Here is a 12935-nt window from a genome sequence, read left to right on the forward strand (position 1 = left end):
CGCGTTGTTCCGCAACGGAAAACCCGGCACACCCGGGTTGCTGCTCTCCCCGAACAGCGTGTTGGCCAACGCACTGCTGCGCTCGATCGACATCCTGCGCCCCCGCGTCCTCGCGGCCCGACCGGACCGGATCGAGTTCGTCGTCGGCACCCAGATCAACGGCGCCCCGCACCTCGGGACGAACCTGGTCCAGACCGCGGCGTTCCTGCTCGCGAAGATCGCGCGCCGCGAGTTCTCGATCGATACGGTGGTGCGGTTCGGCGCCTTGGACAACGCGCCTCACGACGTGGTGCTCGACCCTGAAACCCATAGCGCCTACCAGCAGACCTACTACCACGCCCTCGGCAAAGACAAGATCAGCGAGCTGATCGAGGGCTACTACCGGGCGTTTTTCGACTTGCTGTCCGAGGCCACGGACACCGACTACATGATCGAGACCTATACCGACCAACAAGCCAGCCCCGGCTTCCGTGCCGAGTTCCTGCGCACACTGGAGCGCCTGGAGGACATCCGCTGGTGGATGGCGCCGTCGCACGGTGTGGTCCACGTCCGCCTCCCTTGCCCGGACTGCGGCTGGGCGGAGAAACGCGCCGACCGAACCAAACTCGGCCACCTCGACGAGGACGGTGCCACCTTCACCGCGGTCTGTCTCGACCACGGCCCTTACGAGGCGCACATCGACCCGGAAGACGACCAGCCCTACGTCGACCTGGCCACCCTTTATCGCAACCTGATCAAGGAACGCGCACTAGGGCGCGACAACAGCACGCTGCACGTGATGCTGAAGGGCGGCGACTGGACCTTCGGCTGCCAACTCGTCGACGGCGCACTCGCCGCGCTGGGCACCCCGCCGACACGGATGCCGTCGAGGATCTTCACACCCCAGGTACTGGCCCCGACCGGGGCGAAACTCTCGAAGTCACTGCTGCGCGAACGTGGCCGCGACGCTCTGCCCGCTGAGATCGAACCCTGGATGCTCGACACCACCGCGTGGCCCGGCGATGTCGACAACTACGTCGACGCCCTGGTCTGGCTGGTCGGTGAACTGCTCACCGACCCCAAACACTTCTTCCGCTCGTTCACCGTCAAGGAACTCGGCCGACTCATGAGCGCCCGTCCCACCGAAGCCGTCGTCCGTGCCCACGAGATGGGCATCTACAAGCGCTACTTCGATCTCATCGCCACCGGCCGCAAGACGACCGAGATCCGCGTCAACGACTCCAGCCGCAGAAAGATCAGGGTGGGTTCGCTGATCCGGTTCCGCTGCCAGGGCGACGAAGTCCTCACCCGAGTCACCCGGATCGCGCGCTACGCGAACTTCGACGACATGTTCGCCCATGAAACCGTCGCCTCGGTCAACCCGTTGGCGACCAGGGAAGAACAACTGAACAACATCCGTCAGATCTATCCTCCCGAACGCGAAGCCCTCGGCGTCGTCGCGATCGGCATCGAACTCGTCGATCACGTCGGTCGCGTAGCGGGATCGGCGGATCAGGCGTCCCCAACGTGAGTCTGAAAATCCGTGTCACCAACAAGACTGGGGTGAACAGGGGGTCCCTCCGGGTACGAAGAGGGGTGCGGTGACCGGTAAGGCCGGACGTACCGTCATCTCCGTGAACACGCGAGTGAACAGCAGCCCAGAAGCCTGGGTGCGTAGGTTCCACCCGGCGAACAAGAACGCGCCGGTCGTGTTGTGCCTGCCGCACGCGGGTGGCTCGGCGAGTTACTTCTACCCGATGTCCGACACACTCTCACCCTGGGTCGACGTCCGGACGGTGCAGTACCCGGGCCGTCAGGACCGGCGTGCCGAACGGTGCGTCGACAGCATCCCGGAGCTGGCCGACGCGATCTTCGTCGCCCTGACCAAGGCCGACCCACTGGTCCTCTTCGGACACAGTATGGGCGCGACGGTCGGCTTCGAACTGGCCCGCAGGCTGACCGCGGCCGGCAGACCGCCCGCGGCACTGATCGTCTCGGCGAGAACCGCGCCGGCGCGCAATGTCGACCACGGTGTGCACCGGCTGCCGGACGCCGGTGTGGTGGCCGAGCTGGCCAAGCTCAACGGCACCTCCGGGGTGCTCCTCGAGGACGTGGAGCTGCTGTCGATGATCCTGCCGGCGATCCGGGCCGACTACCGCGCGGTGGAGACCTACCACTGCGCGCCGGGCGTCACGGTGCCGTGTCCGATCGTCGCGCTGACCGGGGATGCCGATCCGAAGACCAGCATCGCCGACGCGCGGGCGTGGGCCGCGCACACCACGGGTGACTTCGAGCTGGAGGTGTTTCCCGGTGGCCACTTTTACCTGCAGGACAACGAGAACCGGAGCGCCGTCGCCGCGGCGGTACGCGAGGTGGCCGACGGCGCGGCGCGCCGGGCACTGTCCGCGTGAGCTCATACCACCTCCGCGTACAGGCTGGCCGGCAGCTCGGTGCGTTGCCGCACGCCGAGTTTCCGGTAGGACCTCGTCAGGTGCTGTTCCACGGTGCTGATGGTGACGAACAGCTTCGAGGAGATCTCCCTGTTGGTGTAACCCTGCGCGGCCAGCGCGGCCACCCGCCGCTCCGCCTCGGAGAGCGCGGCGACCCCGGTCAGGTCGGTGTCGTCGGTGTCCTCGCCGGCCAGCGCGGGCCGGACCGTGTTGGACAGCGGGATCGCGTCGCAGTCCAGCGCGGCGTGCCAGGCGCGGCGGGCGGCCATCCGCGCGCGGCTGAACGCGCCGAGGACCTGTTGCGCCTTGCCGAGGTCGGCGAGGGTGTACGCCAGCTCGTACCGGTCGCCCGCCGCGTCGAGGATCTCCATGGCCTCGGTCAGGATGGACACCCGTTGCGGGGGTTCGCTGACCGCGGCCAGCTGGCGCAGCACGATGCCGAGTGAGCGGCCCCGCTCACCGCCCTGGCGGGCCAGCTGCTCGCTGACCAGTTTCCGTGCCGCGTCCGCGTTGCCGAGCCGCAGCCACGCGGACGCGGCACTCGCACGCCACGGCACCAGCGTGGGCAGGTCGATGCCCCACGCCCGCATCAGCTCACCGCAGGACAGGAAGTCGGCCAGCGCGGCGAACAACTGGTCGGTGGCGAGCTGGTGGATCCCGCGCGCGTGCAGGTAGTGCAGCCCGTAGCGGGTCTTCACCAGCTCGTCCGGCACCCGGGTGCGCAACGCCTCGGCGGCCTCCTCGTGCCGGCCCATCCTGGTGTTCGCGGTGATCAGGGTGGCCAGCGGGAAGCCGACCGTGGTGCCCCAACCGGCCGCCGGCAGCAGGGTCAGGGCCGCCCGTGCCCCGTCGGCGGCCTGGTTGAGCGAGCCGCGGCGAAGGGACAGCTCGGCCCGCACGGACAGCAGCTGCGCCCGCCAGGTCGGCGCGATCCGCTCGTCCGGCTCGGCGAGCAACCGGTCGCACGCGGGCTCCGCGAGATCCGGTCTTTCCGCGTACAGCAACGAGAGCAGCGCGTCGAGTGCCGACTCGAGCGCGGTCGGCTCGTGCTCGCGCAGCCGGACCCGTTGCAGCACCTGCTCGGCCTGGCTGACGGTGGCCGGCGTGGCGCCCCTGGCCAGCACCGCGGCCAGCACGGTCGCGGCCTGCAGGCGGGTGTCGACCGGGACGGAACCGACCGTGCCGGCCGGCGCGGGCGGTCCGCCGGGCGCGAGCCTGGCGAGCAGCGGGGGATAGGTCGCGGACACGGTCAGCCGGACCAGGCGGGAGGCCTGCCCGGCGGCCTCGCCCGGGTCGGCCGCCGCACCGCGCTCCCAGTGGTTGACCAGCTCGACCGCCTGGTCCTGCCGGCCGTGCCACAGCAGCTGGCTGACCAGCGTGCCGCGGAACTTCACCGGCAGGTGGTCGGCGAGCGCCGCCTCACGCAACGCGGGCAGGTGCCGGCTCGCCGTCGTCGGGCTCACCAGCCAGGCGGCCCCGGTCAGCGCGGCGAGGAGCGCCGCCTTGCCGACCGGTTCGGCGCACCACGCGTGCGCCAGTTCCAGCAGGCTGACGGCCGCGGCGCGGTCACCGGCGAGCCACGCCTGTGCGGCGGCGTCCTCGAGCACGCCGATCGCCCACGGACCCTCCGGCGCGCCGGTGGCCAGCAGGTGCTCGGCGATCACCCGGGGATCCACGCCGTCGGCGTGCAGTCGCCGCGCCGCGGCCTCGTGTAATCGCCGCGCGGTGGGGTCGGGCACGTCGGCCAGCGTGGCGTCGCGCAACGCGGGGTCGCGGAACCGCTCGCCGTCGAGCAGCCCGGCCGCGGCCAGCACCCGCACCTGGACGTCCACCTCGGACTCCGAGGCGCCGAGCACCGCGGCGAGCCGGGGCAGGGTCGACTGCGTGCCGAGCACCGCGACGGCGTGGGCCACCGCCTTGCCGTCCTCGTCACAGGTGCGCAGCAGCTCGCTCATCGCCGCACGCAGGGCCGTCGTGGTGTCGGTGGGGTTGTGGCCGTTCGACGCCAGGGCGCCGACCAGCAAGGGGTTCCCGCCGGTCGCGGCGAACCAGGCCATGGCGCCCGCGTCCGTGCCGGCCAGTTGGGCGACGCCCGCCTCGGACAGCGGGCCCACGTGGACCACCTGGCAGCTCAGTTGCCTGGTGAACGCGGTGTAGTCGGCGGCGATGGCCGGCCAGGGCGGCCCGGACTCGCCGAGCACGACCAGCACCCGGGCGCCGACGAGGCGCCTGGTCAGGTGCAGCAGGTACCGCAGCGACGTCGCGTCCGTGTGGTTGGCGTCGTCGATGACGAGCAGCACCGGGGTGCGCGTCGCGAGGTCGAGCACCGTGCCGGCGATGCGCAGCTCCAGAGCCGGGTCGACCGCGTCGGGGGACCGGTCGGCGGCGGCGAGGTCGGTGAGCAGCCTGTCCCTGCGGGCCGCGGGTAGCGCCGTGGTGTGCAGCAGCTGGCCGAGCACGCCGAGCGGCACGTCCCGTTCGGCCGTTCTGGCGTTCGCCCGCAGCACGACGGCCGGGTCGGTGAGGTTGTCGAGGAAGGTGCGCAGCAGTGCGGTCCGGCCGCAGGCGACCGGCCCGCGCACCACGGTGAGCGTCGGTTTGCCGACCTTGGCCGCGTGGAGCCCGGCGGCGAGCGCCGCCAACTGGTTCTCTCGTTCGATGAGGAGCATGGTGGTCCCCTGGTGGTGCGCGCGGTGGACCGGTTCAGCGCCGGGAAACGGCCGCGACGTCCGTGCCCGACGGGGCGTGGGCCTCGGGCACGCGTCCCGGTGTCCACCTGCCGCTGACGAAGTTCGGGTCGTCCACTTCGGACTCGCTGCGCAGGATGGCGTGGTGCAGCCGCTGCAGCCGGGGTGATGGCTCGATGCCGAGCTGGTCGGCGATGGTGGCGCGGAACTCGCGGTAGGTCTGCAGGGCACGCCACTGCCGGCCGGACCGGTACAGCGCGAGCATGTACTGCGCGTGGAAGCTCTCCAGCATGGGGTACCGCGCGCACAGCATCGCCAGCTCGCCGAGCAGCTCGTGGTGGCGCTCCAGGTGCAGGTCCGCGTCGATCCGCAGCTCGAGGTCGCCGAGCCGGCTCTCCTCCAGCTGGGCCGCCTCGATGGACAGGTGCGGTCCGAGGAGAACGTCGGCCAGCGCGGAGCCGGTCCACCGGGTCAGCGCGGAGCCGAGCAGCCGCGAGGCGTTGGCGTGGTCACCCATGTTCGCCGCGCGCCGGCCGGCCTTGGACAGCCGGGTGTACTGGGTGACGTCGACGTCGTCGGGGTCCGCGTCGAGCAGGTACCCGTTGCGCCTGGTGAGCACGATCTCGGTGGCCGGGTCGCCGCCCGCCGCCACGACCGCGTCCTGGAACTTCTTGCGCACCTTCAGCACGTAGGTCTGCAGCGTGGACAAGCATGTTCGCGGCGGGTGCTGATCCCATATCTCCTCGATCAGCGTCGGCGCGGTGACGACGTGACCGACGTTGAGCGCCAGCAACGCCAGCACCTTGCTCGGCTTGTTCGCGCTGGGCACGGCCGACTCGCCGTCGACGGACACCTCGAGCGGTCCGAGGATCCTGACCTCTACCTTCATGGCTCTCTCCTTGTTCAGTCCAGCCGTTGGTTGCCCAGGCCGCGTTCCACCGCGGCCCGGTAGAGCAGGCGGGCGAGCTCGACGTCCAGCCGGTCCGCGGTCAGCAGCTCCACCAGCACGACGTGCTCGGCCGAGGTCCGGCCCGGGTGCTCCCCGGTCCGCACCTGGTTGAGGTCGGCGTCGATCCCGCGCCGCGTGCGGCGGCGCTCCTCCCCGGCCGGTTCGAGGTCGTCGACGTACAGCTCGTCCGCCGCGTCCACCAGCTCGTCCGGCAGGTCCTGGTTGGCCGCGTTCACCACGACCGCGCCGGGGCGCGGGCGCACGCCGGCCGGCCAGCTCGCCGCGGTGCACGCCACCACCACGAGGTCCGCGTCGGCCACGGCCGCCGCGGCGTCGGGCGGCAGGGTCAGGCGCACCCCGGCCAGGTCGATCTCGTCGAGCGTCCGCTGCTCGATGGGGCAGCCGTGCTCGGCCTGCACCGGGCACACCGCGACCTGGCGGATGCTCGGCAGGTGCCGCGCGATCATGACGAGCTGCAGGTCCGTGGCCGCGCCGCAACCGAGCACGGCCGCGCGCCCCGCGTCCGGGTTGAGCAGCTCCCGCGCGGCCACCCTGGTCAGCACGGCGGCCCGGCAGCCACGCAGCCCGGCCGCGGGCAGGACGCAGGCGATCCCCGAGCGGTGCTCCTCCAGCAGCACCTGCTCCGGTGCGCCGGCCGCGCCACCCGGCCACGGGGACAGCCGCCAACCCTCGCCTTCCGCGGTGTGCGCGGGCTGTGCGGTTCTGGCCGCTGTTTCCTCGGCGAGCACGTCCAGCGGCTGGATGCCCTCCAGCGCGCCTGACAGCTCGTCGGCACCGAGGTGGAGCATGGACTCCTCCGTGATCGACGTCCCTGTACTACACGACTGACTGAGATTCTGTTGAGTCGTTCTCTCGAACCTCTCCTGAATCTCTGTTGGTCGGTTGGGAGAAGTTCTCCCGGAGTTCCGAGAGCGTTTCGAGAGAGCTGGCGAAATGCGTTTCTATCGGTCGCTTGAGAGTCGCTCAAGAGATAATCAAGAGTGACTCCAGCTCAACTGTTCACCACAACAGCAGCACGCCGAAGGGGTGGACAGGATGCGCAACACCGTCAGGACCAACATCGTCCGGGTCTCGATGATCGCGGCGGCCGCGGGAGCGGCCCTCGGCGCGGCGAGCGGGCTCGCCTCGGCCGACACCGACGACATGCACTGGATCGTCACCACCACGTGCCCCGCCGACATGCACTGGTCGATCGACCTGGGCGTGTGTGTCAAGACGGACGACATGCACTGGTGAACCCCGACCTGCCAACGGATGTGGCGCCTGCCGGCCGGGCGGGGCGTCACATTCCCTTGTGGTCAGTCGTAGACGAGGGACAGCGAGGCGATCTCGCCGCTGGGCAGTGGGGAGGTCATCCCGTCCAGCTGTGCGAGCAGCCGGGTCGCCTCCGGGGAGTCGAGGCAGGAGAGCAGCTGCCTGGCCTGTTCGAGCAACCGCGCGGCGGCCGGTCGGTCACCATTCTCGGAATGCACACGGGAAAGCAGGATCAGAGTCTTCGCGTGCAGTAACGAGGAACCCAGTTCCGCGAAGAGCCGACCCGCCTCCTCCAGCTGTGCGATTCCGGTCCCGGCGTCGCCGCGGGCGAGCCTGATGCCACCGAGCGCGCACAGCGCCTGGCCCTCGATGAGCCGCTCCCTGATCTCCTTCGCCGCCGACAGCGCCAGCTCGAACGCCGACTCCGCGCCGTCCAGCTGCCCCTCCCGCCACCGGACCACGCCGAGGCCGTACAGCCCGTAGACGTGCCCGATGCGGTCGCCGATCGCGCGGACGATGAGCAGCACCTGGTTGAACTCGAGGCTGGCGAGCTCGACCTCACCGGTCTTGAGGTGCAGGTAGGCCATGCGGTGCAGCACCTGCGCCTCGCCGCGCAGGCACTCGACCTCCTGGCAGATGGCCAGCGACTCCTCGAGCATGGTCCGCGCGGTCTCGTGGTCGCCCTCCTGCGCCCAGTAGTTCGCCACGCTGCGCAGGATGTGGGCCTCGCCCATGCGGTCGCCGACCTGGCGCATCATCGACAGCGCGTCCTGGTACTTCGCGAGCATGGCCCGCGACTTGCCGGACAGGCCGTCGATCAGCGCGAGGTTGCGCCGCACGAGCGCGAGGCCGTGGACGTTCCCGTCGACCTCGAACATCTTGGTCGCCAGCTGGAACTGCTGCTCGGCCTCGGGCAGCCGCTTCTGGTACATGTGCATCGTGCCGAGCGAGTACAGCATCGCCGCGGTCCCGGTGCGGTTGCCGGTGCTCTCGCACACCGCGAGCCCGAGCTGCGCGCTCTCCCGCCAGTCGTCGAAGTAGCCCCTGGCCTCGAAGAACGTGACGAGCGTGAGGGAGAGGTCCCAGCACAGCTCGTCCATGCCGACGCTCGCCGCCTGCCGGACGGCCGCGACCAGCGAGCCGCGCTCCGCGGCCCACCAGTCCATGGGGTTGCGCTCCGGCACGCCGTACCCGTCGTCCGGCGGACGCCACCGCGGCGCGTCGCCGTGCAGGATCGTGTAGTCCCCGCCGTACTCCTTGCGGTGCGTGTCCTCGGCGAGGGCGAGCCAGCCGCCGAGCACCCTGGTGAGCGCGGCCGTCCGCTCGGCCTCCGACTCGACCTCCATCAGCTGCTCGTTGGCGTAGATGCGCACGAGGCTGTGGAAGCGGTAGCGGACCCGCTCGCCCGGGTACTCGATGGTGTCCAGCAGCCGGACGTCGACCAGGCTCTCCAGGACGTCGGTGGCGTCGATGGGGTCCATGTCGAGCAGCGCGGCGGCGGTCCACTCCGGGAACTCGGCGGCGCGGACGACCGTGAACAGCCGGAAGAGCCGCTGCGCCGCGGCGTTCATGCCGCGGTAGGTCTGGTCGATGTTGAGGCGCAGGCCGACCCCGCGGAAGGAGAACTCGTCGAGCCCGCGCGCCTGGTCGAGCAGCCGGCGCACGAGCGAGGCGATCTGCCAGTGCGGGCGGGAGGAGAGCCGGGCGCCGACGATGCGCAGGGCCAGCGGCAGTCCCCCGCAGAGCCGCACCAGCTCGGCCGCGGCATCTTCCTCGGCTCGCACCCGCGCCGGACCGATGATCTTGACGAGCAGGTCCATCGCCCCGTCGGTGTCGAACTCGTCGACGTCCACCCAGTGCGCGCCGGACAGGCCGGAGAGCCGCATCCGGCTGGTGGTGATCACCGCGCAGCTCGGGTCGCCGGGCAGCAGCGGCAGCGCCTGCTCCTCGTTGGTGACGTCGTCGAGCACGACCAGCAACCGCCTGCCGGCCACCTTGCTCCGGTACAGCTGGGCCCGCTCGTACAGGCCCTCCGGTATCGACGGGCCGTTGACGCCGAGCGCGCGCAGGAACCGCGCGAGCAGCTCCGAGGTGGGGTCGCCCTCGCCGGGGTTCTGCAGGTTGCCGAAGAGCACGCCGTCGGGGAAGGCGCTCGCCAGCTCGTGCGCGACCCGGATCGCGAGCGAGGACTTGCCGACCCCGCCCCTGCCGGAGATGGAGACGATCCGCAGCGCGTAGGAGTCGGTCGGGTCACCGGACAGGAGCTGCTTGATCTCCTCGATGTTGTCCTCGCGGCCGATGAAGTCGGCGATGCTGCCCGGGAGCTGGCGCGGCGAGGACAGTGGCGCCGGCGCGGGTTGCCGCTCCGGCACCAGCTCGTGCGCGGGCGGTTCGACGACAACTGTGGTGCGCAGGTCCAGCATGGGGTCGCGGTTGAGGATCGCCGCTTCCAGTTTCTGCAGGTCCGGCCCCGGGTCGACGCCGAGCTCCTCGACCAGGACGGCGCGGGTGCGCCTGCCGACCTCGAGCGCGTCGGCCTGCCGGCCGGACCGGTACAGCGCGAGCATGCGGAACTCGGCCAGCCGTTCCCGCAGCGGGTGTTCGTCGACCAGCGTGGCGAGCTCGCCGTTGAGGGACTGGTGGCGGCCGAGCGCGAGGTCGAGCCGGATCCGTTCCTCGATCGCGCTCAGGCGGGCGTCCTCGAACTTGGCGGCCGCGCGCTGGACCAGCTCACTGTCCACATCGGCGAGTGCGGGACCGCGCCAGAGCGCGAGCCCCTGCCGGAGGATCGCGGCGGCCTCGGTGAGATCGCCCGCATCGGCCTTGGTCCGGGCGGTCGCGGTCAGGTGGGTGAACTCTTCGGTGTCCAGGTCTGACGTGGGGATGTCGAGCAGGTAGCCGGGCGGCCGGGTCCGGATCTCTCCGGGGTGCACACCCGGCCCGAATAATTTTCGCAGGCTGGATACACAGGTCTGGATCTGACCTCTCGCTGTGGACGGCGGCTCAGTGCTCCAAAGCGCTTCCACCAGATGGTCTATCGGTGTTACGCGGTTCGCGTTGAGACCGAGCATGGCCAACACGACCCGTTGCCTCGGACCACCAATGGAGAGTGACCGCCTGCCGCAAATCAACTCCACGGGGCCGAGGAGTTTTAGCACCATGAGGCCCCCACCGCACAGCCTGTAGTTCCGCCCGAGGTTACAGCTTAACCCCTCGGGTGCCCGGCTCACCAGGAACACGATCATCTTCTAACGGAGGCGTAATACACGAAAAAACTGCGGCTACAGAGCGTGCGGAATCCATTACAGGAGTGCGTGACCATTTCCCTATTGTGCGTGCTGCTCCGTATGTGTCGATAACGTGTAACGTCCCTTTTGTGGTGATGTAGCACGCCTGGCGTTTTCGTACCACAGTGCCGGTTCAAGATCATCCGCGGGCCAATCGGGCTCTGCCACGCGTTAGGCCGCCTGTTCGCCCGAAAAGGGGCACCGGCTCGTGCTCCGCGGAGGCACGCCCACCCGGTTCCCGGCGCCCACCCTGCCGGGGTTCCGACCGGGCGCTTGTGGGGGTGTTAGGGGTTGGGTCGTGAGTTCGAGAAATCGTAGCGTTCGAACAGACGATCCGTCGTCGACGGGTCGACGCAAATGGTGACCGACCATTTTCGGGCGCCATTTCCACACTATGTGGAATCGAGAGGACTCGAATGAACGGCGAAGTGAAGGTGCCCCGCCACCCCAGCCGAGCCGCCACCGTTGTTCGGGCGGTTCGCGACCCGGCGCCGGGTGCGGAACCCGTCGCCATCGTGGGCATGGCCTGCCGCTACCCGGGCGGTATCTCGTCACCGGAACGTTTGTGGGAATTCGTGTCGGAAGGCCGGTACGGAATCGGCGGATTGGTGCGGGAGGCATTGGCGCCCGGTCCTCGGCAGCGCCGCATGCTGCTGGCCGCGACGCGGGAGGCGCTGGCGCGGGCCCGCATTCCGGCCGCGGTGCTGGCGGGCGGCCGCACCGGGATGTTCAGCGGTGTGACGTCCGGGAGCGACCGCGAGGGCGGCAGTGTCTACTCCTACCTGCCGGGCCTGGCGGCGGACATGGCCGTCGAGCGGTCGTCGTCGTTGGTCGCCATGCACCGCGCCGGTCAGGCGCTGCGTCGGGGCGACTGCGCACTCGCGCTCGTCGGCGGCATCGCGGACACGGGCATCGGTGTGCTGGTGATGGCGCGGCTGTCCGACGCACGCCGCAACGGGCACGCGATCCTGGCGCTGGTGCGCAGCTCCGCGGTGAACCAGGACGGGACGAGCCGCGGTCCATCGCAGAAGTGGGTGATCCGCCAGGCACTCGGCTCGGCCGGACTGTCCACCCGGGACATCGACGTGGCCGAGGGACTTGGCGACCCGGTCGAGCTGAGGGCGCTGCTGGCGACCTACGGCCAGGGACGCGCCGGCGGTGAGCCGCTGTGGCTCGGTTCCATCAAGCCGAACATCGGGCACACCCAGGCGGCGTGCGGCATCGCCGGCGTGCTCAAGATGGTGCAGGCGATGCGTTGCGGCGTGTTGCCCAGGACACTGGACGTGGCCGCGGCGCCGGACCGGGCCGACTGGTCGGCCGGCGGGGTCGAGCTGCTGACCGAGACGCGCGCGTGGCCGGCGGGCGACCACCCGCGCCGCGCCGCCGTGTCGTCCTTCGGCGTGTGCGGCACCAACGCCCACGTGATCCTGGAACAGGCCCCCGCACCGGACGCCCACCCGTCGACCACGGCGTTCCCCCCGCACACGGTCCTGACCGCTGCCTAGCCTCCTTGTGTGCCGAGCCAGTCGTCGAAGGTCGTCGGTGCCAGGCGGGCGTTCTCGGCGGGGAGCAGGACGTTGCCGGCCATCGAGGTGTCGAACGGACCGGCCCAGGTGGGCACGAGCCTGATGTCGCGGCCGCGGGCGGTGTTGGTGCGCCGCGCCATGTCGACCAGGTCCTGGGTCTCCGGCCCGGCGACGTCCACGTACCGCCCCCGCGGTTGGCCGGTGGCGATCTCGGCGAGGATCGTGGCCACGTCCGCGGGTGCGATCGGCTGCACGAGCAGGGGCGCGATCGTGGCGACGCCGTCCTGCTCGGTCCAGTCCGCGACCATCGCGGCGAAGTCGTGGAACTGGGTGGCCGGGACGATCGTCCACGGCACCGGTCCCTCGCCGACCAGCCGCTCCTGCTCCCGCTTGCCGGCGTAGTGCGGGTTCCCCTCGACGTCGGCGATCCCGACGATCGACAGCAGCACGTGGTGCTGGACACCCGCCTTCTCCTCCGCGGCGAGCAGGTTCCGCGTGGTGGTGGCGAAGAACCGCACCGCGGCGTCCCGCTCAGCGGCCGGCCCGTTGGTCACGTCGATGACCGCCTCGACCCCGGCGAGCGCCTCGTCGAGCCCGGAACCGGTCAGCAGGTCGACGCCGAGCGACCGGCTGATCCCCACGACGTCGTGCCCGTCCTTGGTGAGCACTGCGACGGTGAGCGCCCCGATGTTGCCGGTCGCCCCGGCCACCGCGATCCGCATGGTGATCCCCTTTCTCCCGTCCTCACGCTATCCGGACCGGAGATCGTCCCGCTACGGCGC

9 protein-coding genes are annotated in these 12935 nt (G+C 70.7%); 4 read left to right on the forward strand and 5 right to left on the reverse strand.

Going from position 1 to position 12935, the window contains the following annotated elements; all coding sequences use genetic code 11:
* The first annotated feature begins 4 nt into the window (after positions 1 to 4).
* Positions 5 to 1510 carry an ASCH domain-containing protein gene (locus ACJ73U_RS12470; protein WP_407777737.1) on the forward strand — a complete coding sequence of 502 codons (1506 nt, stop codon included), beginning with the start codon at positions 5 to 7 and terminating at the stop codon, positions 1508 to 1510.
* Positions 1511 to 1613: 103 nt separating this feature from the next.
* Positions 1614 to 2390 carry a thioesterase II family protein gene (locus ACJ73U_RS12475; RefSeq protein ID WP_407777738.1) on the forward strand — a complete coding sequence of 259 codons (777 nt, stop codon included), beginning with the start codon at positions 1614 to 1616 and terminating at the stop codon, positions 2388 to 2390.
* Between the two features lie 2 nt (positions 2391 to 2392).
* On the opposite strand, the gene ACJ73U_RS12480 is transcribed toward ACJ73U_RS12475, so the two are convergent.
* From ACJ73U_RS12480 to ACJ73U_RS12490, 3 genes are read right to left on the reverse strand one after another with little or no spacing between them, the layout of a single operon-like run.
* Entirely contained in the window at positions 2393 to 5098 is a 2706-nt protein-coding gene (locus ACJ73U_RS12480) for an AAA family ATPase (RefSeq protein ID WP_407777739.1), read from the reverse strand.
* Between the two features lie 34 nt (positions 5099 to 5132).
* Entirely contained in the window at positions 5133 to 6005 is an 873-nt protein-coding gene (locus tag ACJ73U_RS12485; protein ID WP_407777740.1) for a BTAD domain-containing putative transcriptional regulator, read from the reverse strand.
* Between the two features lie 14 nt (positions 6006 to 6019).
* On the reverse strand, positions 6020 to 6874 hold the full coding sequence (locus ACJ73U_RS12490) for a hypothetical protein (protein ID WP_407777741.1): 855 nt from the start codon (positions 6872 to 6874) through the stop codon (positions 6020 to 6022).
* 247 nt (positions 6875 to 7121) lie between these two features.
* Here ACJ73U_RS12490 and ACJ73U_RS12495 point away from each other — a divergent pair, with 247 nt between their 5' ends.
* Positions 7122 to 7322, forward strand: coding sequence for a hypothetical protein (locus tag ACJ73U_RS12495; protein WP_407777742.1), 201 nt, complete (start codon positions 7122 to 7124; stop codon positions 7320 to 7322).
* 62 nt (positions 7323 to 7384) lie between these two features.
* Here the strand turns inward: ACJ73U_RS12495 and ACJ73U_RS12500 are convergent, their stop codons facing one another.
* On the reverse strand, positions 7385 to 10273 hold the full coding sequence (locus ACJ73U_RS12500; protein WP_407777743.1) for a BTAD domain-containing putative transcriptional regulator: 2889 nt from the start codon (positions 10271 to 10273) through the stop codon (positions 7385 to 7387).
* Between the two features lie 770 nt (positions 10274 to 11043).
* Between ACJ73U_RS12500 and ACJ73U_RS12505 the strand changes: the two genes are divergently transcribed.
* Positions 11044 to 12132 (forward strand): polyketide synthase, encoded by a 1089-nt coding sequence (locus tag ACJ73U_RS12505; RefSeq protein WP_407777744.1) that lies wholly within the window; start codon positions 11044 to 11046, stop codon positions 12130 to 12132.
* Here the strand turns inward: ACJ73U_RS12505 and ACJ73U_RS12510 are convergent.
* The gene (locus tag ACJ73U_RS12510) at positions 12129 to 12875 is read right to left on the reverse strand and encodes an SDR family oxidoreductase (protein WP_407777745.1); all 747 of its coding nucleotides are present in this window, start codon (positions 12873 to 12875) and stop codon (positions 12129 to 12131) included. The genes ACJ73U_RS12505 and ACJ73U_RS12510 overlap by 4 nt on opposite strands.
* Positions 12876 to 12935 lie beyond the last annotated feature (60 nt).

The organism is Actinophytocola sp. (assembly GCF_045807065.1).
Classification (GTDB): domain Bacteria; phylum Actinomycetota; class Actinomycetes; order Mycobacteriales; family Pseudonocardiaceae; genus Actinophytocola.

Bases quoted from the DNA above. Each gene is read 5' to 3' on its own strand.
- ACJ73U_RS12480 (WP_407777739.1), bottom strand. From the start codon at position 5,098: ATGCTCCTCATCGAACGAGAGAACCAGTTGGCGGCGCTCGCCGCCGGG.
- ACJ73U_RS12485 (WP_407777740.1), bottom strand. From the start codon at position 6,005: ATGAAGGTAGAGGTCAGGATCCTCGGACCGCTCGAGGTGTCCGTCGAC.
- ACJ73U_RS12490 (WP_407777741.1), bottom strand. From the start codon at position 6,874: ATGCTCCACCTCGGTGCCGACGAGCTGTCAGGCGCGCTGGAGGGCATC.
- ACJ73U_RS12495 (WP_407777742.1), top strand. From the start codon at position 7,122: ATGCGCAACACCGTCAGGACCAACATCGTCCGGGTCTCGATGATCGCG.
- ACJ73U_RS12505 (WP_407777744.1), top strand. From the start codon at position 11,044: ATGAACGGCGAAGTGAAGGTGCCCCGCCACCCCAGCCGAGCCGCCACC.
- ACJ73U_RS12510 (WP_407777745.1), bottom strand. From the start codon at position 12,875: ATGCGGATCGCGGTGGCCGGGGCGACCGGCAACATCGGGGCGCTCACC.